This window comes from Vibrio sp. KUL80 (assembly GCF_059725495.1).
Genome location: NZ_AP045841.1, coordinates 564619 through 590349, shown reverse-complemented (window position 1 = coordinate 590349; position 25731 = coordinate 564619). Strand labels below are relative to the sequence as shown.

Below are 25731 nucleotides of genomic sequence, written 5' to 3'. Positions count from 1 at the left end.
ACCAAGACATCACGCAAGGAACTTAATTCACTTCACAGACTCTCAGTCTGTGAAGTTTTTCACTGGGAATATCAATGAAATTTATTAGTACACTTTTTTCAACCTGTTTATTGGCCGTACTGTCGTTTCAAGTCACAGCCGAGCCTGTTGAGCTCGATCGCGTGCGCGTTATCGTTAATGACGGGGTGATTTTGCAGAGCGATATCGACTCAGCGACCAAAACTCTGACCGCGAACGCTCGTAAGAACAATCAAGAGCTGCCGTCGGATGATATCTTGCTAGAGCAAATTCTAGATAAACTCATCCTAGAGAAACTTCAGCTTCAAGAGGCTGATCGTATTGGTGTTCGTATCGACGATAACCGTCTCTCTCAATCTCTTTCTGATATCGCAGCAAACAATGAACAAACTCTAGATCAGCTTCGTCAAACGGTTGCTGCTGAAGGGCTGTCTTGGGAAGCGTTCCGTGAACAGATTCGTGACGAAATTGCCGCCAGCGAAGCTCGCAACGCCATGGTAAGACAGCGCATCAATATTCTACCAGCAGAAGTAAACAACCTATCTGAGCTTCTCGCTAAAGAGAGCGACGCTACGGTGACCTACAAAATCCGCCACATTCAGCTTCGCTTCAATGATGGTGAAGACAAGAGCGTCCAAGAGAAGCAAGCCGAAACGATTATCGATCGCCTGAACAAAGGTGAAGACTTCGCAACATTGGCTTATACCTTCTCGAAAGGCCCTAAAGCACTGGAAGGTGGTGACTGGGGCTGGATGCGTAAAGAGGAAATGCCAACCATTTTCGCTGATCAAATCAATATGCAAACCAAAGGCACTGTGATCGGTCCATTCAGAAGTGGTGTTGGTTTCCACATTCTGAAAATTGAAGATGTTAAAGGATTAGAGACAGTTTCTGTCACTGAAGTTAACGCTCGCCATATCCTGATCAAGCCTACTGTCATTCTTAGTGACGAAGGGGTGAAGCGCCAACTTAACGAAATCATTCAAAAGGTTCAGTCTGGTGAGGCAAGCTTTGCTGAAATGGCCGAGCAGCTCAGTCAAGACCCGGGTTCTGCAGTGCAAGGCGGCGAACTTGGTTATCAAACGCCAGAGCTTTACGTTCCTGAGTTTAAACATCAGGTCGAAACACTGCCAGTTAACCAGATCAGCGAACCGTTTAAGACCGTACACGGCTGGCACATCGTCGAAGTCCTAGATCGACGCGATGTGGATAAGACAGGTTCTGCAATGCAAAACCGTGCTTATCGTATCTTGTTCAATCGTAAGTTTAACGAGGAAGCGTCTGCTTGGATCCAAGAACTGCGAGCAAGTGCCTTCGTCGAAATGGTGATCGATGAGGACGAAGAGAATGCAACCAATTAAGCGCGTTATTGTTACGGCAGGCGAGCCTGCGGGAATAGGCCCTGACTTAGCGGTCGCACTATCGCAAAAGGAATGGCCACATCAAGTGGTCATTTGCGCCGACAAATCTTTGATCGCAGAACGAGCACAGCAGCTCGGTAAAAGCGTCGAACTCACTGATTTCGATCCACAGAATTTCGATTCTCATACACCTGGTCGATTGGTTATTTTGCATGAACCACTTACAGTGCCTGCTAAAGCTGGTGTTCTGGATGAGCGAAACGGGCAATACGTATTAAATACCCTAGAAAAAGCCGCAAAAGGCTGTATGAAAGGTGAATTTGATGCTATTGTCACCGGCCCTGTGCACAAAGGGGTGATCAATCGCGCAGGCGTTAGCTTTAGTGGTCATACAGAGTTCTTTGCCGAGGTATCAAATACACCACTTGTGGTGATGATGCTCGCAACGGAAGGGTTAAGAACTGCACTGGTTACGACTCACCTTCCCTTATCGGAAGTGCCTAATGCCATCACCGAAGATCGCGTAACGCGAATCGTCGACATACTGCATCATGATTTGGTCACCAAGTTTGGTATCAAGACACCAAACATCTATGTCTGCGGCCTAAACCCTCACGCGGGTGAAGATGGCTGCCTAGGAATGGAAGAGATTGAAACCATCACTCCTACCCTAGAAAAACTTCGCACAGAGAAAAATTATCAGCTTGTTGGCCCATTACCCGCCGACACGATATTTAATGACAAATACTTACGCGAAGCGGATGCTGTCTTAGGCATGTATCACGATCAAGTACTCCCTGTATTGAAATACAAAGGCTTTGGTCGTTCAGTAAACATCACACTTGGTCTACCTTTTATAAGGACATCGGTTGATCATGGCACCGCGATTGATCTTGCTGGCACAGGCCAAGCAGACTTTGGCAGCTTTGAGACAGCGCTGGCGTACGCAATAGACTTAGTAGAGAGCAGACAATGAGAAATGATGTCCATTTAGGGCACAAGGCCAGAAAACGCTTTGGTCAGAACTTCCTGAACGATCCTTACATTATCGATGGCATCGTATCCTCGATTAACCCAAAACCGGGTCAAAACCTCGTTGAGATCGGCCCGGGTCTTGGTGCTATCACTGAGCCAGTGGGCAAGGAAGTCGATAAGTTCACGGTAATCGAGCTAGACCGTGACTTGGCGGAGCGTCTGCGTAATCACCCAGATCTAGCCGATAAATTAACGATTCACGAAGGCGACGCAATGCGTTTTGACTTCACTCAACTGGTGAAGCCAAACAACAAACTGCGTATCTTTGGCAACCTGCCATATAACATCTCTACACCTTTGATGTTCCACTTGTTTGAATTTCATAAAGACATTCAAGATATGCACTTTATGCTTCAAAAAGAAGTGGTTAACCGTCTAGCAGCAGGGCCTGGTAGCAAAGCGTATGGACGTCTGACGGTCATGGCACAATACTACTGCAAAGTGGTACCCGTACTTGAAGTGCCACCAACGGCATTCGTACCGCCGCCAAAAGTAGACTCTGCGGTTGTGCGTCTCGTTCCTTACGAAGAACTGCCTTACCCAGCAACCAGTCTTAAGTGGCTTGATCGTGTGTGTCGCGAAGGTTTTAACCAACGTCGTAAGACCGTGCGCAACTGTTATAAAGCACTGATGTCCGCAGAAACCTTGGAAGAGCTTGGTGTGAATCCATCAATGCGACCAGAGAACCTGACACTGCAACAGTTTGTCGACATGGCGAACTGGCTCGACGCCAATCACCAATAATAGAAAAAACGCTCACTAGCTTGCTATTGAGCGTTTTTTTTGTCATATCTGATGGATGAACACCATAAGCTGCCAGGAGAGAGACATGGAGTCGACTACGCCATGCGTAAAATGCCAAGTACATACTAAGTACGTAGAAGAGCAATCCGATCCAGACAACAATCGTTATGTGTTTGCCTACATCATTACCATCAAAAACCTCAGCCAAGAAACCGTGCAACTCATCAGTCGTCGCTGGCTCATTACCGACGCCAACGGCAAACAACTTACCGTAGAAGGTGAAGGTGTTGTTGGTCAGCAGCCTGTGATCGAAAAAAATGACGAATACACCTATACCAGTGGCACAGCCATCGAAACACCGCTAGGCGTCATGCAAGGTCACTACATCATGCTTGACGAAGCAGGCAAAGAGTTTATCGCAGAGATCGAGCCCTTTCGCCTCGCTATCCCCAATATTTTGAATTAAGGAACACTGTGGCAAATTATATTGTCGGAGACATTCAAGGCTGTCTTGATGAACTGCAACTTCTTTTATCGAGCGCTCAATTCAACCCAGAGCACGACACTGTTTGGTTCGCTGGTGACCTTGTTGCTAGAGGACCAAAGTCACTGGAGACTTTAAGGTTTGTGCGCTCGTTAGGGTTATCAGCAAAGGTATGCCTGGGAAACCACGACCTTCACCTTTTAGCGGTATCATTAGGTATTCACAAAGCGAAGCCAAAAGACAAAACCTCCCCCATTCTAGATGCACGCGACCGTGACGAACTGCTTGATTGGTTGAGGCATCAACCACTCCTGCTTGAACACGATGAGTTTGTTGTGTGCCATGCTGGTGTCTCACCACAATGGACGCTAGAGCAAGCGAGAGCCTGTGCAGCAGAGGTTGAAACGGTACTGAAAGGCGCTAACTGGAAAAAGCTGATCAAAAAGATGTACAGCAATGAACCGGATCTGTGGTCAGAGTCACTCTCCGGCATAGAGCGGTTTCGTTACACCATTAATGCATTCACTAGAATGCGATTTTGCTTCCCTGACGGGCGTTTGGATATGGGTTGTAAACTGCCACCAAACGATGTCAACGCAAATGAGTATGTTCCTTGGTTTCAATTGCCCGAGCGACAACCGCTCAGCAAAGCGGTTTTATTCGGTCATTGGGCAGCGCTCGGAGGATACGTGAGCGATGAGGTCATAGGTCTAGATACCGGATGTGTTTGGGGTGGCGCACTGACCATGATTCGTTGGGAAGACAAAAAGCTATTCAGCCAACAAGCTCTTTAATCTTTCGATAGAATATAAAACCAATGACTCCAAAGCCTGCTAGCTTTGGAGTCAATATCAGCGTTAACGCTCTAAAATGACAAACTCCATGTCATAAGCGTTTTTCTCATCAGAGCTATAGTGCTCGTTATGAGTCTGTTTCCAGCCCTCTCCCCATTCAGGGAACTGAGTGTCACCATCGATCTCAGCATTAATATGGGTTAGATAGAGTTTGTGTGCCATCGGTAGACAATGGGTATAGAAGCTCCCACCACCAATGATCATGGCCTCTTCAGCATCACTAACCAGCGATAGTGCCTCATCCAATGAAGTCACAGCATCGACGCCTTCGATCTCAAGCTCTGCATTACGACTTACCACGATATTACGACGACCAGGTAATGGGCGACCAATCGACTCATAGGTTTTACGGCCCATGATAACTGGCTTTCCCATGGTACAACGTTTGAACCAAGCGAAATCCGCGGGCAAATGCCAAGGCATCTGATTGTCTTTGCCAATAATTCGATTGTTTGCCATCGCGGCTATCATACTGATGATCATGAAAATGTATTCCTAGTTAAACAATTGGTCGTCGGCGGTAGAATAACAGCCCAGGCATGGCAAGACCAACGGCAAGACCAGCGATAATGAACATGGCCTTTAAAAAGTTTTCCATAAGAGTGGCCAAAAGCTCTGGCGTGAAGCCTAAATGGTTGATTTCCACCATAGCAATCATGGCTTTAAAGGCAAATACACCCGGCACCATAGGGATTAAAGCGGCCACGGTAAACACCTTAGGATGCGCCAAAAACTTATGAGACCAATGCACGCCAATCATCCCTACTATGGTTGCGGCAAAAAAGGTCGCCCACTCGATAGGCACGCCATAATGCATCATGAGAAAGCGAGAGCCATGACCAATTGCACCGCCGATAGCACAATACGCTAACGCATTCTGGGGAACATTGAATACCAAAGCAAAACCCACGGCAGGAATCGCCGCAAAAAACATATCGTTTAGCAGTGCAAGTAAAAGTTCAAATACGGATATCATTGCACCCACCCTAGTACATTGGTAATACTCATTGCGCCAACGATCCCTAAACAGGTTGCGAGCGTCAGCAGACTCGCCATAACAAAGCGAGCGATACCCATATTGACGTAACCTTTGATCATATCTGCTACAGAGTTGATGAGCGGAAAGCCCGGAACCAGCATAAGGACCGAAGAGGCCATTACAAGCTGCGGCTGTGCACCAATACCATAAATCACGGCTTGAGCGGAGATTAGCGTTGTCACAAACGCGGTAATCGCAAAGTTCAGTAAAGGGTTGAAATGACGGTGACCAAACTCTTGCCTAACGATCATGCCACACGCTGATGCAAGAAAGGTCATGGCGAATACCGCCCAATCACCACCTGCTAACCGGCTAAATGCCGCACAAGACAGTCCGATCATCACCACCACTAGCCAGCGGTTATATCTTTCGGGGCTAATTTGATCGATCTTCTTTTGAGCGAGTTGATAGTCTAGAATGCCCTTCTCCATCATGATACAGATACGCTGTATCTGCGTCACAACACGCATATTCAAGCCACGATCTGGGCTTCGTCTCGCGGTAGTCACACAATGTTCTTTGTAAACTGTGGTCACGACTAGCGAACTGGCTGACAGCGAGACTTCAACCTCATCCATCCCCGCCGCTTTCCCTATGCGGTGAGTAATGTGTCCAACTAAGGTGCTTTCAGCGCCATGGGCTAGAAGCATCTGACCTGCTTGAGCAATCAGTCGAGAGACCGCTCTTTGATTTGGTGCCATGTTTCCTTCCTAGCAATAATTCTTATCGCACTGCTTGGTATCTTGCAGTGCTTAGTACCTGTAAGGTTCTGTATCACAATAATGCAAACGTTTAAGCGGGTTAGTTTGCCTCAGATTACGTATCAGAGAAATGATTTAGGCACAAAAAAACCGCAATAACAATTGCGGTTTTTCAAAATCAATGGCGATTTAGTCGCGAACGTAGACAACGTGACCGTCATCTTCTTCGTCGTCCCAATCATCCCAGTCATCATCTTCAGTGATAACGTCTTTACCTGACATAGCGTCTTTATGGTAGTCATCCCACATGAAGTCGACTTTTTCTTCTTCAGAGATCTCTTCTTCAGCACGCGGTAAGGTCTCCATAAAGTCTGCTAGCTTGTAGCAAAGCTCTTTGGTGCCGTTCTTGTTGACTGCAGAGATCTTAAAGTATTCATCTTCCCAACCCAGCGCATCAAGGATCTCTTGGATCACTTCATTCGCTTCGTCTTCTGGCATCAGATCCACTTTGTTGAATACCAACCAGCGAGGCTTATCAGCAAGCTTTTCACTGTACTGCTCAAGCTCATCAATGATAGTCAGTGCATTTTCAATTGGACTAGATTGATCAATAGGCATGATATCGATCATGTGTAGTAGCACGCGACAACGTTCTAGGTGCTTCAAGAAGCGAATACCTAGACCGGCACCATCCGCAGCACCTTCAATTAGACCTGGGATGTCAGCCACGACGAAACTCTTCTCAGGTACTACACTCACAACACCAAGACTTGGGATCAGAGTGGTAAACGGATAGTCCGCAACCTTAGGTTTCGCCGCTGATACCGCGCGAATAAAGGTAGATTTACCCGCGTTTGGCAAACCAAGCATACCAACATCTGCAAGAAGAAGTAGCTCTAGGCGAAGCTCACGAACCTCACCTTTTGTACCGAGTGTCTTTTGACGAGGTGCACGGTTAACCGATGATTTAAAACGTGTGTTACCAAGACCGTGCCAACCGCCTTTGGCAACCATGACCTTTTTGCCATGCTCAGCCACTTCTGCCACGATTTCATTGGTGTGAATATCAACCGCGCGAGTACCCACTGGCACCTTCATGACTTTGTCTTTGCCACGCTTACCAGTACAGTTACCACCACGGCCATTTTCGCCACGTTCCGCTTCGTAGAAACGCTGGAAACGGTAGTCGATTAGTGTATTTAGGTTTTCATCTGCCTCGATATAGATATCGCCGCCGTCGCCGCCGTCGCCACCATCTGGACCACCTTTCGCTACAAATTTCTCACGCCAAAAGCTAACAACACCGTTACCGCCGTCGCCCGCTTGGACTTTTACTACCGCTTCATCAACGAACTTCATCTCTTACTCCGACTACTTCTTCGCTTACCCACCAAAAGGATAAAGCGTCATCACGACGCGCCTTATGGCTTCATTCGATTATCACTACATTTTAGCAGATGACAGAGACGACTCCCCACCAAGCTAGACCTTATCTAAACCTAGAGATTCGTCTCTATCGACTGCCTTCATTTCAATACAAATAAAAAACCCCGCCGACTCGGCAGGGCTTTTGAATTCAGCTTGAAAGCATTGTGTAATTTAGCGAGACGCTTAATTACTCAGCTTCGATGCTAACGAATTTACGGTTCTTAGGACCTTTAACTTCGAATTTCACTTTACCTTCAGTAAGAGCGAAAAGAGTATGGTCTTTACCGATACCAACGTTAGTACCAGCGTGGAACTTAGTACCACGTTGACGTACGATGATGTTACCTGCAAGAACAGACTCACCACCGAAACGCTTAACACCTAGACGTTTGCTTTCTGAATCGCGGCCGTTACGAGTAGAACCACCAGCTTTTTTGTGTGCCATTGTTAAACTCTCCTAATCGAATTAAGCGTTGATGCCAGTGATTTTCACTTCCGTGAACCACTGACGGTGACCTTGTTGCTTACGAGAGTGCTTACGACGACGGAACTTAACGATTTTAACTTTATCGCCACGACCGTGTTGTACTACTTCAGCAACTACCTTGCCGCCCTCTACTAGAGGAGCGCCAACTTGAATGTCTTCACCGTTAGCAACAAGAAGAACTTTATCAAATTCAACAGTTGCACCAGTTTCAACGTCTAATTTCTCTAAACGAAGAGTTTGACCTTCGCTTACACGGTGTTGTTTACCACCAGATTGGAAAACAGCGTACATATTTTACTCCGCTTTTTCCGCACAGCCTTTTGATTGTTATTTCAACAAATAGGGTGTGCGCTAAACTAATCATCAATAGGGCGCAGATTCTACGCGAATGATTACCCTATGACAAGCCATATTTTGAAAAAATTGGCGAAACACTAATCGCCAATGAAAAGTGCGGCAATAATGCCCTTTCACCATGTATTAATCAACGTTTTTTAGTGTATTATTCACAGATTATAACTAATGACTAAGCCTTACTGGCTCTAAGCTCAACCGGGTATGTAATGGATTTTAAAGCTATCCAAGCACTGACTGCCGACGATATGGCAAAAGTGAATGAAACAATACAAGCACAATTAAACTCAGAAGTTAGTCTAATCAATCAACTTGGTTTTTATATCGTGAACAGTGGTGGAAAGCGCATAAGACCACTGCTTGCTCTATTGTCGGCCAAAGCGCTCGGCTACCAAGGAAACGCTCATACGACTGCTGCAGCCTTTATTGAGTTTATTCACACGGCAACCCTACTGCACGATGACGTCGTTGATGAGTCTGACATGCGCCGTGGTAAAGCCACCGCAAACGCAGCATTTGGCAATGCCGCGAGCGTTCTGGTCGGAGATTACATCTATACTCGTTCCTTCCAAATGATGACTGGTCTTGGCTCTTTACGCATTTTAGAGCTCATGAGTGACGCCGTTAACGTAATCGCAGAAGGTGAAGTTCAGCAGTTAATGAACTGTAATGATCCAAACACCACTGAAGAGAGTTACATGCAGGTCATCTACTCTAAGACCGCCCGCCTGTTTGAAGCGGCAACTCAGGTAGGTGCCATTCTCAATGATGCCGAGCCAGAAGTAGAAGCCGCACTACAAAACTACGGCAAGTTCTTAGGCACCGCGTTCCAGCTCATCGACGACGTGATGGACTACACCTCATCAGGTGAGGACATGGGCAAAAACGTCGGTGATGATTTGGCAGAAGGTAAACCAACACTTCCGCTTATCCACGCGATGCAACATGGTGAAGCCCACGAAGCTGAAATGATTCGTGAAGCGATTGAGAAAGGCAATGGTCTCGATAAGATAGAAGACATCATGGCCACAATGACGCGTGTCGGCTCACTGAAATACACTGAAGACATCGCATTTAGAGAAGCGGACAAGGCTGTAGAGGCGATTTCTGTCCTTCCGGAGAGTGAGTATAAAGAAGCGCTGGTAGCGCTTGCTTACATGGCTGTTAAACGTACGGCATAAAAAAGAGGTAGCGGCTCGAGTTGCTACCCCTTTTTGCAGTTAACCCTTGGATGCGACTCAGTAATATTGTTCGCATCCATTATGCAGTTGCTGGTCTTCCTCAATTTCCTCAGCGCCGAGCGCCCACTGAATGTCGCTGCCTAGCGGCTCCACAAGCACAGAGTTTGACACTTCGTCAATCACCAACACTTTTCCTACGCCATGCTGGGACTCAACCCACATGCCCTTACGAACGTTTTTAATTTCCATTTTATCCCCTCCCCTAACGCCAATGCTTACGCGCTTATATAGGGTATAGATCAAAAAACCCAGCTTATGAAAGCTGGGTTTATCTTTTAATCACGTTCTAACGACGCTTAATGCGTCTAAGCGAAATTATTTAGCGAACTCGACACCGATTTCGATATCTTTGTTTAGCGTCTCTAGCATGCCATCAAGCGCTGCTTTCTCGTAGTCGCTTAACTCACCGTAGCTAAGAATAGCTTCTGCGCCATCTTTACCCAGTTTCACAGGCTGAGCGAAGAATGGGGCATGTTCACCGTCACCTTCCACGTAAGCACATTCAATAACGCTCTCTTCGCCTTGTAGGCCCTTAACAAGAGCAAGACCAAAGCGGCAAGCTGCTTGTCCCATAGATAACGTTGCTGAGCCGCCACCCGCTTTCGCTTCAACGACTTCTGTACCAGCATTTTGAATACGTTTAGTCAGAGCTTCAACTTCTTCAGCAGTGAACTCAACACCTTCAACTTGAGATAGTAGTGGAAGAATTGTCACACCTGAGTGACCACCGATCACGGGTACACGAATGTCACCTGGATCTTTTGCTTTTAGGTCAGCAACGAACGTTTCTGAACGGATAACATCCAGTGTAGTGACACCGAATAGCTTGCGCTTGTCATAAACACCTGCTTTTTTCAGAACTTCAGCTGCAATTGGCACAGTCGTATTTACTGGGTTAGTGATGATACCGATACACGCTGTTGGACAAACTACCGCGATTCTCTCTGCTAATGATTTTACGATACCCGCGTTAACATTAAATAGATCTGAACGATCCATACCAGGCTTACGAGCAACGCCAGCAGAGATAAGCACAACATCTGCACCTTCTAGTGCCGGTGTTGGGTCTTCACCTGCATATCCCTTAATAGAGACAGGTGTCGGGATGTGACTTAGATCAGCAGCAACACCAGGAGTCACAGGGGCAATATCATATAGGGCTAAATCAGAACCGGCAGGAAGACGGTTTTTAAGTAGTAGAGCTAGGGCTTGACCGATGCCACCCGCGGCACCAATAACAGCTACTTTCATGGTAGTTCTCCTTGAGATTGGTATCTCTTATTAATAGTCTTGTAGGGTAATTTTTCATCAGTTAGTAAAAAGCTATAGTAATCACTAATCGATTACAATCAATTAACCTCAGCTTTGCGAGCTCGCGCAACTCGCCAAATACGTGCCACTAAACTAGCACGTAAAGTCCGCCGATAAAACCCACTTTTCCCCTTGGTAATTATGAGGTTATAGCACCTACAACAAGTATGGTTTAAAGTGATATCGTTGGCAGAAACCATGGATAAGTTGGTTAAGATACGGGTTCTGTGCCACAATACGGCGATCACTGCGAGTAGAACGAAGAATAAGAGGCGTATATGCGCAATAACGACAAACAAGACAATCTGGTTCGCGCCTTTAAAGCGCTATTAAAAGAAGAACGATTTGGTTCTCAAGGTGAGATTGTCGATGCATTAAAACACGAAGGGTTTGAAAATATTAACCAATCCAAAGTGTCACGTATGTTGACTAAGTTTGGCGCAGTGAGAACCCGCAACGCCAAAATGGAGATGGTTTACTGCTTACCAGCAGAACTTGGCGTCCCAACTGTCTCAAGCTCACTTCGAGAGTTGGTTCTTGATATTGACCATAATAATGCGCTCGTTGTGATTCACACGGGCCCAGGCGCCGCACAGCTCATTGCTCGACTGTTGGACTCCCTAGGTAAGGCTGAGGGCATCCTTGGGGTCGTAGCTGGTGATGACACTATCTTCATCACTCCAACGTTAACCGTTTCGACCAAGCAGCTGTTTGATTCGGTGTGCGACCTATTTGAATACGCTGGTTAAGTTTTAAACATTAACATTTAGAACAATCTATCACGGAACCTCGGTGTTCCGTGATTTGAATCACATCTTGAAAAATCAAAGAATTGACCAAAAATAAACCTTAATTGTTTGTTTTTGTTGATTTATATTCCAAAATATATACATCCCCTTTCATCTCTAGCACAGACAATTCCCCTATTTCTATTAACAATCCAGTAATTTTCTTCCAAATTATTTGGTATGATTGCGCCACTTTTTCAACATATGGATTGAAAAAGATGCCGTTTCCACATAGGAAACCTCTGAAGACAACTATAGTTATTCAGGGCTAATAATGAATAAGGAAGGGAAATTCATGGCATTTAAGAAACTTGTTAAAATCGGTGCTATTGCCGCTGCAGTAATGGGCGCGGGCGCTGTTAATGCTCAAGAGTTCATCACAATTGGTACTGGTTCTGTTACGGGTGTTTATTACCCAACAGGTGGCGCAATCTGTAAACTTGTGAATAAAGGCCGTAAGGAACACAACATTCGTTGTTCAGTAGAGTCCACTGGTGGTTCTATCTACAATGTCAACACTATCCGTGCTGGTGAGTTAGATTTCGGTATCGTTCAATCTGACTGGCAATATCACGGCTACAACGGCACAAGCAAATTTGAAGAGCAAGGCCCTTACAAAAAGCTTCGTGCAATGTTCTCTCTACACACCGAACCGTTCAACATCATCGCTCGTGCTGATGCAGGTATTGAAAACGTAACAGACCTTAAAGGTAAGCGCGTCAATATCGGTAACCCAGGCTCTGGTGACCGCGCAACTATGGGCGTGGTTATGGATGCAATGGGTTGGACCAACGACGACTTCAAACTGGCTTCTGAGCTAAAAGGTTCTGAGCGTTCTCAAGCACTTTGTGACAACAAAATTGACGCATTTGTGTATGTTGTTGGTCATCCAAACGGATCAATCAAAGAAGCAACAACGTCTTGTGACGCGAAGCTAATCTCAGCGACTGGTGAGAAAATTGATGGCATCGTATCAGCAAACCCATACTACGCTTACAGCACAGTACCTGCTGGCATGTACCGTGGTACAGAGGGTGACGTAAACAGCTTCGGTGTAGCGGCAACTATGGTAACCACGTCAGACGTTTCTGACGAAACAGCTTACAACGTTGCTAAGGCTGTGTTTGAAAACTTCGACACATTCAAACGCCTACACCCAGCATTTGCAAACCTGAAGAAAGAAGACATGGTGAAAGCTGGTCTTTCTATCCCTCTTCACCCAGGTGCTGAGAAGTACTACAAAGAAGTTGGCCTTCTAAAATAAGACCACTTCGCAGGGGAAGCACCGCTTCCCCTGCCTCTTTCTATCATGAGTAACACTCAGAACAACAAACACTAGTACACCCAACTGGTGTGGCTATTTGGGCTCTCTTTCCAAGCCCGTCATTTAGAGCCCTAAAAAAACACAACGAAAACTACACGTTTGCATCCATTGACTACAATGTTAAATGCGAAATACGGTTCTGTGCCTTTGTTCTAAAGTCACAGACCTAAAAATAATAAAGGACAACGTACATGACGCAGACAACACAACCGTCGCAAGATGTGCAAGACATGGTCGCACAAGCCGATACTGGAGCAAGAAGCCCGAAAGGGATACCCGCCAAGATCCTTTGGTTTGTTCCGCTTTGTTGGTCGCTATTTCAACTTTGGTACGCATCACCACTACCATTTGTGTTCAATTTTGGCGTACTGAACGACACTGAAGCGCGTTCTATCCACCTGACATTTGCTATCTTTTTAGCGTTTACTGCTTACCCAGCAATGAAGAATTCTCCTCGTGACCGAATTCCTGCCATTGACTGGATTTTAGCGCTTGCGGGCAGTTTTTCTGCCGCTTATATCTATCTATTCTATACCCAGCTCGCTGGTCGATCTGGCGCACCAACGACAATGGATATCGTCGCTGCCGTAACGGGTATGATTCTTTTACTAGAAGCAACACGCCGTGCACTCGGTCCACCGCTGATGGTGGTTGCTGCGGTATTCTTGTTGTATACCTTTGGCGGCCCATACATGCCGGACGTCATCGCGCATAAAGGTGCGAGCCTAAATAAAGCGATGTCACACCTGTGGCTAACCACTGAAGGTGTGTTTGGTGTGGCTCTTGGCGTATCGACGTCGTTTGTATTCCTGTTCGTACTATTCGGCGCCATGCTTGAACGTGCTGGTGCGGGTGCATACTTCATTAAAGTTGCGTTTTCACTGCTTGGTCACATGCGTGGCGGCCCAGCAAAAGCGGCCGTTGTCGCATCCGGCCTGTCTGGTCTTGTTTCTGGTTCTTCCATCGCTAACGTAGTAACGACCGGTACATTTACAATCCCGCTGATGAAACGAGTCGGCTTCCCTGGCACCAAGGCTGGTGCGGTAGAGGTCGCAGCATCAACTAATGGTCAGCTCACTCCACCAATCATGGGTGCCGCGGCCTTCTTGATGGTTGAGTACGTGGGTATCTCTTATGTTGAGGTTATCAAAGCAGCCTTGCTGCCTGCGCTTATCTCATACATTGCGCTTATTTACATCGTGCACCTTGAAGCCTGTAAAGCGGGCATGACGGGACTACCGCGTCGCCATAACCCAACGCTAGTACAAAGTCTGCTGTCGTTTACAGGCACCATCTTAGGGCTTTGCGTGATTAGTGCTGTGGTTTACTACGGTATCGGTTGGACTAAAGATGTGTTTGGTGATGCCGCCACCCCAATCGTTGGTGTCGCTCTACTCCTTTCATACATTGGTTTATTACGCGTCTCCGCTAAATACGCCAAAGAAGGTGGTATGGAGATCGATGCTGAACTCAATGAAGTCCCTGATCCAGGTCCAACCATTAAATCTGGTCTGCACTTCCTACTGCCTATCGTCGTCCTTGTTTGGTGTTTGACTGTTGAGCGCTTCTCTCCAGGCCTATCTGCATTCTGGGCAACGGTGTTTATGATCTTCATCCTAATCACCCAACGTCCGCTCATTGCCTTGATGGCAAAAACCAGTGACGTCACTGAGGAGCTCAAAGCGGGGTTTGTGGACCTAGCCGAAAGTCTTGTTTCCGGCGCTCGAAACATGATTGGTATCGGTGTAGCTACTGCTGCAGCGGGCACGGTTGTGGGTGTTGTTACCCTAACAGGTATCGGTCTTGTAATGACCGACTTTGTTGAGTTCATCTCAGGCGGAAGCATCATCTTGATGCTGCTATTTACCGCTGTTATCTCGCTTATCTTAGGTATGGGCCTGCCGACGACAGCGAACTACATCGTGGTATCAACCTTGATGGCACCTGTTATTGTGACACTTGGCGCAGCACACGGTCTGATTATTCCTCTGATTGCGGTTCACCTGTTCGTATTCTATTTCGGTATTCTGGCTGATGATACGCCACCGGTAGGTCTTGCAGCCTTCGCTGCGGCAGCCATTGCTAAGTCAGACCCTATCCGTACCGGTATCCAAGGCTTCACCTACGATATTCGTACCGCGATTCTGCCGTTTATGTTTATCTTCAATACGCAGCTATTGATGATGGGCATCGACTCATGGTGGCACTTAGCCCTCACCGTTATCTCTGCGGTCATCGCAATGTTGATCTTCTCTGCAGCGACGCAAGGGTGGTGGTTCACTAAGAACAAATGGTGGGAAACCGTGCTGCTACTCGCGCTAACGTTCACCTTCTTCCGACCAGGTTTCTGGTGGGATATGGTCTATCCAGCGAAAGTTCTTTCACCTGGGGTTGAGATAGCTCAAGTTACTGAAAACTTAAATGTTGGACAATCCCTCGAGTTGAGAGTCGCGGGCGAAACCCTTGAAGGCAAATACGTTGAGAAGACAGTTCGCCTACCATTTGAGGATGATGCTGTCAGCGCAGACGACCGTATTGCTTCTATGGGTCTAATGCTTAACGAGACCGACGGCAAGATGATTGTCGATATGGTGGAGTTTGGTAGCCCTGCTGAAGCATCTGGTCTGGACTTCGACTGGGAAATCAAATCTATCGTGCAGGAAGCAGATAGACCAATGAAAGAGTGGGTCTTTGTACCTGCCCTACTTTTGCTTCTCGTTATGGCGATGAATCAAAAGCGCCGCGCTCGTCGTGAGAATTTGAGCGCCTAAGGTAATTTTGGCCCCAAGTATTTAAGCTTGGGGCCCTCTACCTTAAAACGGAACGGATAATACTAGCCAAGCTTATGCTTTACCCTATGCTAGTAGGGTAGGAACCAAAAAGAGAAATAACATGTACAAGCAAATCCTTGTTCCTGTCGATCTGAATGACAAAGGCTTTTCTGACAAAGCCGTCGAAATTGCGGTTTGGCACGCCAAACACTCAAACGCAGAAGTCCATCTACTGAATGTGCTTCCTGGCATTCACATGTCTATGGTCGCGACCTACTTTCCTAAGGACGCTGCTGCGCAAATGAAGAATGATGTTAAGGCGCAGCTTAAAGCGTTCGCTGAGCAACATATCTCCGATGACGTGGTGTATAAGGTGCATGTCGCAGAAGGCAAGCCGTACGCGACCATCCTAGACTACGCTGAGCGTCTTGGCGCTGATCTTATTGTCATGCCAAGCCATAAACGTTCGAAGATCGATAAAGTGGTCTTGGGTTCAGTGGCAAGTAAGGTAGTGCAGAATTCCCCAATCAATGTACTGGTGGTGAAACCACAAGCCAATTAGACACCGCGGCTACCTCTGCCTGTTTCGAATTAGCTCTGTTAGACAAGTCCCACCCTGCGTGGGACTTTTTACTTTTAATGCACTCGCTTGGAATGTTCTACACGACTCGATTCTGCTCAACACCTTGGCTGGTAGCCTCTAGATTACTGACCAATATCTCACACAGTCTAGTAATCGATGAGTCACTCCCCCACGCAACATGAGGTGTTAGAATCAAGTTTGGCAGGTGTTGATTCGCTACCAATGGGTTATCCATCGGTGCCGGCTCTTTTGTAAATACATCGACACCAGCACCAGCAATTTCACCACGTTCCAACGCACTGACTAATGCGCTCTCATCAACCAAGCCACCTCGACCCGTGTTGATGAGTAAAGCCGTCGACTTCATCTTGCTGAGTGCATTCGCATCAATAAGGTTGCGGGTTTCATCCGTTAACGGACACAGCAGAGCTATCGCATCACTCGTCTCGAGGCAGTCCTCAAATGAAACGTACCCTGATCTGCACTCGCTTACGCCCCGACGCTCGGCAAACTGCACCTTAACACCAATAGCGCGTGCTAGCGCGGCGGTAGCTTGACCTAGTGTGCCACTGCCAATGATGCCGAGGGTCGAACCCGCCATATCTTGAATAGGGTGAGTAAAGAAGCAAAACTTGTTCTGACGCTGCCATTCCCCATCAGCAATGTCTTTGTGATAAGCAAACAGGTTTCGTTTAAGGGCAAATAGCAGCCCGATGATGTGCTCCGGGACCGACTGGGTCGCGTAACCTTGAATATTAGTGACTCGGATCTGATGTTTGCGGCAGTAGTCTAAATCAATATTATTGACTCCCGTCGCAGCCACGGCGATGTGCTCCAGTCGAGATGCTGTATTTAGCGCTTCTTCTCCAAGGTACACCTTATTGCTAATCACAATATCGGCATCGGAGATCCGTTGCGCGACCTCGTGCGGCGCTGTCTCAGAGTAATTGACCCATTGGTGGTCAAAAGCCGGTTGGGGAATAAGAATATGTGCAGGAATCGTGTCTCGGTCTAAAAACACAATCTTTTTGGCGGCCATGATGTCTCCTTTGATATTCACGGCCGACAAACAATTTATGGCCGAGGCAGGCTCTTATAATCGGGTAAATGTGGCGCGGGGTCAAAGTGCTCAATCACAAGTTGTTCAGTCTGTTCGTAGAAATCACAAGGAACAAAAATCGATTGTAACTGCTCTGATTGCGGATGATAGAAACACAGCTCTGAAGCGTGCAGCTCAAGTCGCTGAGCGTAATTCATCGCGTCTTCATGAGCGTAAAATTCATCGCCAACAATAGGGTGCCCTAACTCAAGCAAATGCACTCGCAGTTGATGTGAGCGCCCCGTGATAGGAAACAATCGAACAACACTGGTTTGCTCTTCTTGCTTAACGACCTGATAATAAGTCTGCGAGGGTTTGCCATGCTCGTAACATACCTTTTGACGTGGACGGTTTGGCCAATCACAGATCAAGGGCAAATCGATAAGCCCTTCGCGCTCGGAAGGCGTCCCCCACACTCGCGCGTAGTAGATCTTATGAGTCAGACGGTATTGGAACTGCTTCTTGAGTGAACGCTCGGCTTCCTTCGTCTTTGCTAAAAGCATAAGTCCAGAGGTCGACATGTCTAATCTATGTACCACCTGAATCTCCGGATAGTCGACAACCAGTCGACTCCACATACTGTCGTAATGCTCAGCCGCTTTCCCTGGAACGGACAACAGCCCTGATGGCTTGTTAACCGCAAGGATGGTCTCATCCTCATAGACGATATCAATCCAAGGATCAGTTGGCGGAGTGTAACTTAGCATGGCCATATATAGGTCTCGCGCTGTATAGCTGGGTAAAAAGTGAGAAAAACAAAAGGCGCAACTTTCGCTGCGCCATTCTATCAGTTAAATAATGTGTCAGCGAAACGCTTAATTATGACTGACCACAATCAAGCGAAGCGAATCCAACTGAACCTGAGCCTTGTTGATGTACTCATCTAGCTCAGAGATTTGAGATTCAATGGCATCAATCTCTTCATCACGAATATTTGGGTTAACCGCCTTGAGGGCTTGTAGACGCTCAAGCTCACCATTTAGGCTCGCATACATGGCTTTATGAGCCTCTTCACGAACTACGGTTAGCTTCTCTTCTACAGCACCATTACCCGCTTCAATCAAACGATGTACATCCGCTTGAACCGAGGTAACGAGCTTACTTGCTAGATGGCGGTTTACTGGGCTTAGCTGGCGATTAAAGCCTTCAAACTCGACCTGTGCTGAGAGGTCATTGCCACGCCCGTCCATCATCATGCGAATTGGTGTTGGTGGCAGGAAGCGACTAATACCACTCTTCTTTGGTGCCTGAGCATCGACAACGTAAACCAACTCAAGCAAGATGGTTCCTACTGGTAGTGCTTTATTCTTTAGAAGTGACACGGCACAGGTTCCAACGCCTTCGCTCATCACCAAGTCGATACCACCTTGAATCATTGGGTGTTCCCAGCTGATAAAGTTCATATCTTCGCGAGATAGCGCGGTATCACGGTCAAAGGTGATGGTTGCCCCTTCATATGGGAGACCTGGATAGCTTGGTACCATCATATGCTCAGATGGCGTCACGACGAGGGCATTCTCACCTTTGTCGTCTTGGTTAAGACCTATGGTGTCAAATAAGCTAAGGGCAAACGTCACTAGGTTAGTGTCGCCATCCGTTGCCGAGATCTTCTCAACAATTTCTTGTGCGGCCTCACCACCGTTAGAATGCATTTCGAGCAGACGGTCACGACCTTGCTCCAACTCATGCTTGAGTTCTTGGTTGTACTGTCGTGAGCCCTCAATGACATCATCGAGCTCGCTCGTATCACCGCTTGCCAGCATGTTAATGATGCTCTCTTCATAACGGTCATACACCATACGCCCCGTTGGGCAGGTTTCTGCGAACGCATTGAGACCCTCATTGAACCAGCGCGCAAGAATGCCCTGAGAGGTGCCTTCAAGATAAGGAACATGCACATCAATATCACGTTTTTGACCAATACGGTCCAAACGACCAATGCGCTGCTCCAGTAGATCTGGGTTAAATGGGAGATCGAACATGACCAACTGGTTAGCAAATTGGAAGTTACGACCTTCAGAGCCAATTTCACTACAGATCAGCACCTGAGCACCGCCCTCTTCCTGCGCAAAGTAAGCCGCGGCTTTATCACGTTCAAGAATCGACATGCCTTCGTGGAACACAGTGGCACGAATACCTTCACGCTCACGTAGAGCCTGTTCGAGTTGCAAGGCAGTACTGGCGCGTGAAGCAATCACCAACACCTTTTCACTGCGCTTCGCGGTAATCTTTTCAATCAACCAATTCACACGAGAATCGAATTGCCACCAGCTTGAATCTTCCCCTTCAAATTCTTGGAAGATCTCCTCTGGATAGAGCATTTTCATCGCGCGCGCTTCAGGCGTCATCTTGCCACCGATCATGCCAGAGACACGCATTGATGTAGTGTACTGCTGAGGGATCGGCATCGGAATCAGATTTACGTTACGGGTAGGAAACCCTTTGATTGCTGCTCGGGTGTTTCTGAACAAAACACGCCCCGTACCGTGGCGGTCCATCAGGTTATCGATAAGCTCTTGGCGCGCCGTCGCCCTCTCTTCATCACTTGCGTTGCTCTCAAGTACATTGAACAGTGGCTCAACGTCTTGCTCTGAAAGAAGTTCAGTGATCTGGTTTTTCGCATCATCAGCCAAGGCTTGACCAGAGAACAAAGCCGTTACTGCATCTGCGACGGGGGCGTACTGGTCTTCTTCTTTAACAAAAGCTTCGTAATCAAAGAATCGGTCAGCATCGAGAAGACGCAAGCGGGCAAAGTGACTTTCGCGACCAAGCTGCTCTGGCGTTGCAGTCAGTAGAAGGACACCTGGTGTCTTTTCCGCTAGCGCTTCAACAACTTGATATTGTCGGCTTGGCTGCTCTTGGCTCCATTCTAGGTGGTGAGCTTCATCGACAACCAATAGATCCCATTCCCCTTCTAGTGCTTGCTCGAAACGCTTGCGGCTCTTACGCAGGAAGTCCAGAGAACACAATACAAGTTGTTGAGTATCAAATGGGTTATCTGACTCGGCGTAGGCTTCAATACAGCGCTCTTCATCAAAGATAGAGAAGTGCAGGTTAAAGCGACGCATCATCTCAACTAACCATTGGTGCTGAAGCGTCTCTGGTAACACAATCAAAATGCGCTGAGCACGTCCTGAAAGTACTTGTTGGTGAATGATCATACCCGCTTCAATGGTCTTACCCAGACCCACTTCATCCGCTAGCAGTACGCGAGGCGCAAAACGGCGACCGACTTCGTGTGCGATGAATAACTGATGCGGAATCAGACCAGCACGCATACCACATAGTCCACGCATTGGACTCTTGTGCTGCTCATACTGGTTACTGAGGGCTCGATAACGCAGCACAAAGTTGTCCATACGATCAATCTGACCAGCGAACAACTTGTCCTGAGGTTTGTTAAAACGAATTTGGTGGCTTAAGAAAATCTCGCGCAGCGCGACATTGGTCTCTTCAGTATCCTGACGTGTACCTATATAAGTAAACACACCCTGGTCTTCAATGACCTCTTCAACCTCTAGTGACCAACCTTCTTGGCACTCTATGACATCACCGACATTAAACGTAACTCGGGTAACAGGCGCATCATTACGTGCGTAGACGCGATTCTCTTCTGATGCTGCAAACATAAGTGATACTGTTCTCGCATCCAATGCGACGACCGTACCTAAACCTAAATCACTTTCCGTATCGCTAATCCAGCGCTGCCCTAAAGCAAATGTCATAGAGAGACTACCTCAATTCGTATCGATTTCTTTTTTATTTCGGCGGTAGCTCAGCTTGCAATTGCCTACAAACTGCGCTCCAAACTCCGCCCAAATAATAGTAGGTGATCGCGCAAATTTTGCTCGCGCCATCCCTTGGATGAAAGGTCGCTAATCTTACTCGAAGGCGTGATACAGGTCACGCCAATTACAAGGAAAACCTGAGTTTTTTTTGAATTGTCGTGGTTGACATCAAACTGCAAAAAAAGAGTGTCATTTCTGAGAACCTAAGTGAGATTTTTCACTTATACTCAGATTGTGAACCTGAGCGATATGCCACTACTCGCCAAGCCCTGATAGTGGCATCTCTCGCATGGTTTACAGGGAATCAGGTTCAATCGGCTTTGTCAGATTGAACGCATCACGGTTGACTCACTAGGATAGGAAATCAGAGCCAGCGTAGATCCCCAGCATCATTTACGAGCGATTAGCGCAGTAAACGAATGCAACACGGAAGGACAGTCTGACTCGATCCCCATCCGAGTTAACCGCAAAGGACCAGCGCCAGTTGCGGCAAGGAGACTCTATGGGCGATACCGACCGTAAAATTTTCGTTCTCGACACCAATATTCTTCTCCACGAACCTCACGCCATTTTTTCATTCAAAGAACACGACGTCGTCATTCCAATGACGGTACTCGAAGAGCTCGATCGCATAAAAGACAGTAAGCGAGACGTAGCGCGAGATGCTCGGGTCGCCATACGAGCACTTGAAGATATTTTCAAAGACGCCACTCCAGATGAAATTTCTGAGGGGATTCCTTTTTCGAGCAACCTAGATGCAACTGGAACCATCTCTATCTTGGCAGACTATGTCTTGCAAGAAACGGTCAAAGCGTTTGCCGACAAAGAGGGTGATAACCGCATTCTTAATGCCGTATTGTATCTACAGAACAAGCGCTCACCACGTGAAGTCGTGTTGGTGACCAAAGACATCAACATGCGCTTACGTGCCAAAGGGGCGGGCGTACGTTTTGTCGAAGACTACCGAACCGACCAATTGATCGACGATGTTCAATACCTCACCAAAGGTTTCCAAAAATCAGAAGGGGCTTTTTGGGAGAACATCGATGAAGTGGAAACGAAAACCTTAGCGAGCAAGACGTATCACACCTTCGACCGAGAGGCTATCGACCCAACCTTTATTAACCAATACTTAATTGATGAATCGAGTGATTTTGCAGGCCGTGTTGCCGATATTGATGGCGAAAAAGTCACAATCCGCGACTTGAGCCAAGAACGGATGCTGTGTCGCCAAGCCTGGGATATTCGACCTAAAAACATTTATCAAGGCATGGCGATGGATGCGCTACTCGATCCCGACATCGATCTGGTTATCCTGACTGGTGCAGCCGGTAGTGGTAAAACGCTACTTGCCATGGCGGCGGCGTTGGAGATGACGATTGAGCGAGGTATGTTCGATAAGATCATCGTCACCCGAAACACGCCAGACATAGGTGAATCCATCGGCTTCTTACCGGGCACAGAAGAAGAGAAGATGATGCCTTGGCTTGCTGCGATCACCGATACCTTAGAGGCGCTGCATAAAAATGATCACTGTACAGAAGGTTCTCTGAAGTACATTTGTGATAAAGCCAATATTCAGTTCAAATCGATTAACTTTATGCGAGGTCGTTCGATTCAAAACGCGTTTGTACTGCTTGATGAATGTCAAAACCTAACGGCATCACAGATCAAGACCATTATCACGCGCTGTGGTGAAGGCACTAAGATTGTCTGCTCTGGTAACTTAGCGCAGATTGACTCCCCCTACTTAACCCCTGTCACATCAGGGCTGACTTATATGGTAGAACGCTTTAAGAACTTTGGCGGCAGTGCCAACATCCACCTCAACGGTGTAGTACGCAGTCGCTTAGCAGAGTTTGCTGAGGAGAATTTGTAAATATTTCGCAGAATGGCAATGCTTCGTCATAGGAATATTCGTCATCCCCTTGAAAAAGGGGATCTCTTTAAGCGTATAACGCGCTGTGGGAGATCCTCGCTTTCGCGAGGATGACGGGTTATCGAATGTATTTGTTGTAGAACGAGGAAAGCTAGTCCGTGCCACCCACGGTTAGTGCATCCAACTTCAAGCTTGGCTGACCAACGCCAACAGGTACACTCTGACCAGCTTTACCACAAACACCAACGCCACGGTCAATGCTCAGGTCATTACCAACCATGGAAACCTGCTGCATGGCTTCAATACCCGAGCCAATCAAGGTAGCGCCTTTTACTGGGGCCGTGATCTTACCATCTTCAATAAGATAAGCTTCTGAAGCCGAGAATACGAACTTGCCAGACGTAATATCGACCTGGCCACCGCCAAAGTTAGGTGCATAAAGACCTTTTTTAACCGTTGAGATAATCTCTTCTGGCGAGTGCTCACCTGGCAACATATAGGTATTGGTCATGCGCGGCATTGGCAAGTGTGCGTATGATTCACGACGTGCATTACCAGTTGGGTTCACACCCATTAAGCGAGCATTAAGCTTGTCCTGCATGTAGCCCTTAAGTACGCCGTTCTCGATAAGCGTATTGTACTGCCCATGAACACCTTCATCATCGACATTGAGTGAGCCGCGAAGATCTTGCAGTGTGCCGTCATCGACAATAGTGCAAAGATTAGAAGTCACCTGCTCACCAAGCTTACCAGAGAATACCGAGGACTCTTTACGGTTGAAATCGCCTTCCAAGCCATGGCCCACCGCCTCATGAAGCAGCACACCCGGCCAGCCCGAGCCCAGTACAACCGGCATCGTGCCAGCAGGAGCATCAATCGCTTCTAGATTAACCAAGGCCTGACGAATCGCCTCGTCTGCATAGTTGTAGGCAACCTGCTGGCCTTCTTCCGTAGATAGGAAGAAATCATAGCCATATCGACCGCCACCACCAGCGCTACCGCGCTCACGTCGCTCACCCTTTTGCGCTAATACGCTAATAGATAAGCGAACAAGCGGGCGAACGTCACCAGCAAACGTGCCATCTGTTGCAGCGACTAGCATCTGCTCGTAGACGCCACTGAGGCTCACAGACACTTCTTTTACCAACGGCTCTTTGGTTCGGATATAGGCATCGAGCTGTTTCAACAGTTCTGTCTTCTGCTGTTTCTCCCAGCTCTCTAGCGGGTTTACCGCGGCATAGTAAGCTTGGTTATCGCTACGCGTCAGTGCTTTCACATGCGCGCTTTGACCTTGCTGTGCGATGCCACGAGCGGCAATCGCGCTTTGCTTCAAACCTTCGAGTGTAATTTGGTCGGAATAGGCAAATCCAGTTTTCTCTCCCGTTACAGCTCGAACACCCACACCTCGGTCGATGTTGAACGAACCATCTTTAATGATGCTGTCTTCCAGAACGAGTGATTCGTGCCAGCTGGATTGAAAGTAGATATCCGCATAGTCTATTTGGCGGGTCGCAATACTTGCCAGTGTCGCTTCAATGTCTTGCTCAGAAAGACCAGTTGGGCCCAATAGCGCGTCTTCTATGCGTTCCATATTTGATTACTCTTTTGTAAGTATAATTAGTGTAGATGCTGTTCGAAGCGGATATGTTTTGCGACAGGCATACTCTGTCTCACTTCTTCGACCACATCAAAATTCAGTTCGGCGGTAATGGTGCCGGCTTGCTGTTCAAGTTGGCCTTGAATCTCCCCCCATGGAGATATCACCATAGAGCGCCCCCAGGTTTCTCTTCCACAAGGGTGCGTACCACATTGGTTGGCGGCAATGATCCAGCACTGGTTTTCTATCGCTCTTGCACGTAAAAGCACTTCCCAGTGTGCTTTGCCCGTCACCGCTGTGAAGGCGGCGGGCACGACGATGACGTTTGCACCTTGTGCTCTCAACGCACAGTATAGGTGAGGAAAACGCAAATCATAACAAATAGATAGACCTATCGCGCCAAAATCGGTGGGTACCATGGCAATGTTACCTCCCGCCTTAAACGTCTCGGATTCTCGATATTTTCTATGACCGTCGTCGACGTCAACATCAAACATATGCAGCTTGTCATAGTGATTCATTCGCTGACCGTTCACATCAAAAACTAATGTTGTAGTAGAGACTTCTTCATCAGACACCCGAATAGGGAAACTGCCGATGATCAGATTCACTTTGTATTGCTTAGCAAGCTCAGCCAATTTTGTTTGATACGTCCCTTGACCTAAATACTCTGCGTGCTGGTGATAGTCTTCTCTTTGCCCAAACACCAGAGCATTTTCAGGCGTTAATATCCAACGCATCCCTTTACCGACCAAAAAAGCGACTTTCTCCTTAATATGTTGAAAGTTGCTCTCAGGATCGGGCCCAGAGGTCATTTGAATGATTCCAAAGCGTTCCTTGCTCAT

General features: G+C 47.4%; 24 protein-coding genes. 11 read left to right on the top strand and 13 right to left on the bottom strand.

Going from position 1 to position 25731, the window contains the following annotated elements:
• Nucleotides 1–74: 74 nt before the first annotated feature.
• The 5 genes from surA (at nucleotide 75) to AC6I8U_RS02665 (ending at nucleotide 4436) form a co-directional block, all read left to right on the top strand.
• Nucleotides 75–1379 carry a peptidylprolyl isomerase SurA gene (gene surA / locus AC6I8U_RS02685; RefSeq protein WP_498017687.1) on the top strand — a complete coding sequence of 435 codons (1305 nt, stop codon included), beginning with the start codon at nucleotides 75–77 and terminating at the stop codon, nucleotides 1377–1379.
• Nucleotides 1366–2355: a 4-hydroxythreonine-4-phosphate dehydrogenase PdxA gene (pdxA, locus tag AC6I8U_RS02680; RefSeq protein ID WP_498017686.1), complete on the top strand. Its 990-nt coding sequence runs from the start codon at nucleotides 1366–1368 to the stop codon at nucleotides 2353–2355. The genes surA and pdxA overlap by 14 nt, the downstream gene beginning before the upstream one ends.
• Entirely contained in the window at nucleotides 2352–3158 is an 807-nt protein-coding gene (gene rsmA / locus AC6I8U_RS02675; RefSeq protein ID WP_498017685.1) for a 16S rRNA (adenine(1518)-N(6)/adenine(1519)-N(6))-dimethyltransferase RsmA, read from the top strand. The genes pdxA and rsmA overlap by 4 nt, the downstream gene beginning before the upstream one ends.
• 85 nt (nucleotides 3159–3243) lie before the next feature.
• On the top strand, nucleotides 3244–3624 hold the full coding sequence (apaG, locus tag AC6I8U_RS02670; RefSeq protein ID WP_234495199.1) for a Co2+/Mg2+ efflux facilitator ApaG/CorD: 381 nt from the start codon (nucleotides 3244–3246) through the stop codon (nucleotides 3622–3624).
• An 8-nt stretch (nucleotides 3625–3632) separates the two neighbouring features.
• The gene (locus AC6I8U_RS02665) at nucleotides 3633–4436 is read left to right on the top strand and encodes a symmetrical bis(5'-nucleosyl)-tetraphosphatase (protein WP_498017684.1); all 804 of its coding nucleotides are present in this window, start codon (nucleotides 3633–3635) and stop codon (nucleotides 4434–4436) included.
• A 63-nt stretch (nucleotides 4437–4499) separates the two neighbouring features.
• On the opposite strand, the gene folA is transcribed toward AC6I8U_RS02665, so the two are convergent.
• The 6 genes from folA to rplU form a co-directional block, all read right to left on the bottom strand.
• Nucleotides 4500–4979: a type 3 dihydrofolate reductase gene (gene folA / locus AC6I8U_RS02660; RefSeq protein WP_498017683.1), complete on the bottom strand. Its 480-nt coding sequence runs from the start codon at nucleotides 4977–4979 to the stop codon at nucleotides 4500–4502.
• A 16-nt stretch (nucleotides 4980–4995) separates the two neighbouring features.
• Entirely contained in the window at nucleotides 4996–5472 is a 477-nt protein-coding gene (locus tag AC6I8U_RS02655; protein WP_498017682.1) for a threonine/serine exporter family protein, read from the bottom strand.
• Nucleotides 5469–6236 (bottom strand): threonine/serine exporter family protein, encoded by a 768-nt coding sequence (locus AC6I8U_RS02650; protein ID WP_252012466.1) that lies wholly within the window; start codon nucleotides 6234–6236, stop codon nucleotides 5469–5471. The genes AC6I8U_RS02655 and AC6I8U_RS02650 overlap by 4 nt, the downstream gene beginning before the upstream one ends.
• 189 nt (nucleotides 6237–6425) lie before the next feature.
• Entirely contained in the window at nucleotides 6426–7595 is a 1170-nt protein-coding gene (gene cgtA, locus AC6I8U_RS02645; RefSeq protein WP_498017681.1) for an Obg family GTPase CgtA, read from the bottom strand.
• Between the two features lie 256 nt (nucleotides 7596–7851).
• Entirely contained in the window at nucleotides 7852–8109 is a 258-nt protein-coding gene (gene rpmA / locus AC6I8U_RS02640) for a 50S ribosomal protein L27 (RefSeq protein ID WP_004409945.1), read from the bottom strand.
• Nucleotides 8110–8130: 21 nt separating this feature from the next.
• On the bottom strand, nucleotides 8131–8442 hold the full coding sequence (gene rplU, locus AC6I8U_RS02635; protein ID WP_006074830.1) for a 50S ribosomal protein L21: 312 nt from the start codon (nucleotides 8440–8442) through the stop codon (nucleotides 8131–8133).
• Nucleotides 8443–8714: 272 nt separating this feature from the next.
• On the opposite strand from rplU, the gene ispB reads away from it, so the two are divergent.
• Nucleotides 8715–9686, top strand: a complete 972-nt coding sequence (gene ispB, locus AC6I8U_RS02630) for an octaprenyl diphosphate synthase (protein WP_498017680.1) — start codon at nucleotides 8715–8717, stop codon at nucleotides 9684–9686.
• Nucleotides 9687–9743: 57 nt separating this feature from the next.
• Here ispB and AC6I8U_RS02625 read toward each other — a convergent pair whose 3' ends face one another.
• Both AC6I8U_RS02625 and mdh read right to left on the bottom strand, forming a co-directional pair.
• Nucleotides 9744–9935 (bottom strand): hypothetical protein, encoded by a 192-nt coding sequence (locus AC6I8U_RS02625; RefSeq protein ID WP_498017679.1) that lies wholly within the window; start codon nucleotides 9933–9935, stop codon nucleotides 9744–9746.
• Between the two features lie 126 nt (nucleotides 9936–10061).
• Nucleotides 10062–10997: a malate dehydrogenase gene (mdh, locus tag AC6I8U_RS02620; protein ID WP_042473438.1), complete on the bottom strand. Its 936-nt coding sequence runs from the start codon at nucleotides 10995–10997 to the stop codon at nucleotides 10062–10064.
• Between the two features lie 338 nt (nucleotides 10998–11335).
• On the opposite strand from mdh, the gene argR reads away from it, so the two are divergent.
• From argR to AC6I8U_RS02600, 4 genes are all read left to right on the top strand, one after another.
• Nucleotides 11336–11806, top strand: coding sequence for a transcriptional regulator ArgR (argR, locus tag AC6I8U_RS02615; RefSeq protein WP_042473435.1), 471 nt, complete (start codon nucleotides 11336–11338; stop codon nucleotides 11804–11806).
• A gap of 334 nt (nucleotides 11807–12140) precedes the next feature.
• Nucleotides 12141–13109: a TAXI family TRAP transporter solute-binding subunit gene (locus AC6I8U_RS02610; RefSeq protein ID WP_042473432.1), complete on the top strand. Its 969-nt coding sequence runs from the start codon at nucleotides 12141–12143 to the stop codon at nucleotides 13107–13109.
• Between the two features lie 251 nt (nucleotides 13110–13360).
• Nucleotides 13361–15940: a TRAP transporter permease gene (locus AC6I8U_RS02605; protein ID WP_498017678.1), complete on the top strand. Its 2580-nt coding sequence runs from the start codon at nucleotides 13361–13363 to the stop codon at nucleotides 15938–15940.
• A gap of 121 nt (nucleotides 15941–16061) precedes the next feature.
• The gene (locus tag AC6I8U_RS02600) at nucleotides 16062–16502 is read left to right on the top strand and encodes a universal stress protein (RefSeq protein WP_042473429.1); all 441 of its coding nucleotides are present in this window, start codon (nucleotides 16062–16064) and stop codon (nucleotides 16500–16502) included.
• A gap of 97 nt (nucleotides 16503–16599) precedes the next feature.
• Here the strand turns inward: AC6I8U_RS02600 and AC6I8U_RS02595 are convergent, their stop codons facing one another.
• From AC6I8U_RS02595 to rapA, 3 genes are all read right to left on the bottom strand, one after another.
• Nucleotides 16600–17562 carry a D-2-hydroxyacid dehydrogenase gene (locus AC6I8U_RS02595; RefSeq protein ID WP_498017677.1) on the bottom strand — a complete coding sequence of 321 codons (963 nt, stop codon included), beginning with the start codon at nucleotides 17560–17562 and terminating at the stop codon, nucleotides 16600–16602.
• Nucleotides 17563–17597: 35 nt separating this feature from the next.
• Nucleotides 17598–18335, bottom strand: a complete 738-nt coding sequence (gene rluA, locus AC6I8U_RS02590; RefSeq protein WP_498017676.1) for a bifunctional tRNA pseudouridine(32) synthase/23S rRNA pseudouridine(746) synthase RluA — start codon at nucleotides 18333–18335, stop codon at nucleotides 17598–17600.
• Nucleotides 18336–18437: 102 nt separating this feature from the next.
• Nucleotides 18438–21347: an RNA polymerase-associated protein RapA gene (rapA, locus tag AC6I8U_RS02585; RefSeq protein WP_498017675.1), complete on the bottom strand. Its 2910-nt coding sequence runs from the start codon at nucleotides 21345–21347 to the stop codon at nucleotides 18438–18440.
• Nucleotides 21348–21912: 565 nt separating this feature from the next.
• On the opposite strand from rapA, the gene AC6I8U_RS02580 reads away from it, so the two are divergent.
• Complete coding sequence (locus AC6I8U_RS02580; protein ID WP_042473421.1) at nucleotides 21913–23289, top strand: PhoH family protein; 1377 nt, start codon at nucleotides 21913–21915, stop codon at nucleotides 23287–23289.
• A 151-nt stretch (nucleotides 23290–23440) separates the two neighbouring features.
• Here AC6I8U_RS02580 and tldD read toward each other — a convergent pair whose 3' ends face one another.
• The gene (gene tldD / locus AC6I8U_RS02575; RefSeq protein WP_498017674.1) at nucleotides 23441–24880 is read right to left on the bottom strand and encodes a metalloprotease TldD; all 1440 of its coding nucleotides are present in this window, start codon (nucleotides 24878–24880) and stop codon (nucleotides 23441–23443) included.
• A 26-nt stretch (nucleotides 24881–24906) separates the two neighbouring features.
• Complete coding sequence (locus AC6I8U_RS02570; RefSeq protein WP_498017673.1) at nucleotides 24907–25731, bottom strand: carbon-nitrogen hydrolase family protein; 825 nt, start codon at nucleotides 25729–25731, stop codon at nucleotides 24907–24909.

Excerpts from the sequence above, each read along its gene's own strand:
- apaG (WP_234495199.1), top strand. The coding sequence starts at position 3,244 with ATGGAGTCGACTACGCCATGCGTAAAATGCCAAGTACATACTAAGTAC.
- AC6I8U_RS02600 (WP_042473429.1), top strand. The coding sequence starts at position 16,062 with ATGTACAAGCAAATCCTTGTTCCTGTCGATCTGAATGACAAAGGCTTT.
- rplU (WP_006074830.1), bottom strand. The coding sequence starts at position 8,442 with ATGTACGCTGTTTTCCAATCTGGTGGTAAACAACACCGTGTAAGCGAA.
- rapA (WP_498017675.1), bottom strand. The coding sequence starts at position 21,347 with ATGACATTTGCTTTAGGGCAGCGCTGGATTAGCGATACGGAAAGTGAT.
- AC6I8U_RS02625 (WP_498017679.1), bottom strand. The coding sequence starts at position 9,935 with ATGGAAATTAAAAACGTTCGTAAGGGCATGTGGGTTGAGTCCCAGCAT.
- surA (WP_498017687.1), top strand. The coding sequence starts at position 75 with ATGAAATTTATTAGTACACTTTTTTCAACCTGTTTATTGGCCGTACTG.
- tldD (WP_498017674.1), bottom strand. The coding sequence starts at position 24,880 with ATGGAACGCATAGAAGACGCGCTATTGGGCCCAACTGGTCTTTCTGAG.
- AC6I8U_RS02570 (WP_498017673.1), bottom strand. The coding sequence starts at position 25,731 with ATGAGCAAGGAACGCTTTGGAATCATTCAAATGACCTCTGGGCCCGAT.
- rluA (WP_498017676.1), bottom strand. The coding sequence starts at position 18,335 with ATGGCCATGCTAAGTTACACTCCGCCAACTGATCCTTGGATTGATATC.
- folA (WP_498017683.1), bottom strand. The coding sequence starts at position 4,979 with ATGATCATCAGTATGATAGCCGCGATGGCAAACAATCGAATTATTGGC.
- rpmA (WP_004409945.1), bottom strand. The coding sequence starts at position 8,109 with ATGGCACACAAAAAAGCTGGTGGTTCTACTCGTAACGGCCGCGATTCA.
- ispB (WP_498017680.1), top strand. The coding sequence starts at position 8,715 with ATGGATTTTAAAGCTATCCAAGCACTGACTGCCGACGATATGGCAAAA.
- AC6I8U_RS02610 (WP_042473432.1), top strand. The coding sequence starts at position 12,141 with ATGGCATTTAAGAAACTTGTTAAAATCGGTGCTATTGCCGCTGCAGTA.
- mdh (WP_042473438.1), bottom strand. The coding sequence starts at position 10,997 with ATGAAAGTAGCTGTTATTGGTGCCGCGGGTGGCATCGGTCAAGCCCTA.
- cgtA (WP_498017681.1), bottom strand. The coding sequence starts at position 7,595 with ATGAAGTTCGTTGATGAAGCGGTAGTAAAAGTCCAAGCGGGCGACGGC.
- AC6I8U_RS02650 (WP_252012466.1), bottom strand. The coding sequence starts at position 6,236 with ATGGCACCAAATCAAAGAGCGGTCTCTCGACTGATTGCTCAAGCAGGT.
- pdxA (WP_498017686.1), top strand. The coding sequence starts at position 1,366 with ATGCAACCAATTAAGCGCGTTATTGTTACGGCAGGCGAGCCTGCGGGA.
- AC6I8U_RS02655 (WP_498017682.1), bottom strand. The coding sequence starts at position 5,472 with ATGATATCCGTATTTGAACTTTTACTTGCACTGCTAAACGATATGTTT.
- AC6I8U_RS02595 (WP_498017677.1), bottom strand. The coding sequence starts at position 17,562 with ATGGCCGCCAAAAAGATTGTGTTTTTAGACCGAGACACGATTCCTGCA.
- AC6I8U_RS02580 (WP_042473421.1), top strand. The coding sequence starts at position 21,913 with ATGGGCGATACCGACCGTAAAATTTTCGTTCTCGACACCAATATTCTT.
- argR (WP_042473435.1), top strand. The coding sequence starts at position 11,336 with ATGCGCAATAACGACAAACAAGACAATCTGGTTCGCGCCTTTAAAGCG.
- rsmA (WP_498017685.1), top strand. The coding sequence starts at position 2,352 with ATGAGAAATGATGTCCATTTAGGGCACAAGGCCAGAAAACGCTTTGGT.
- AC6I8U_RS02605 (WP_498017678.1), top strand. The coding sequence starts at position 13,361 with ATGACGCAGACAACACAACCGTCGCAAGATGTGCAAGACATGGTCGCA.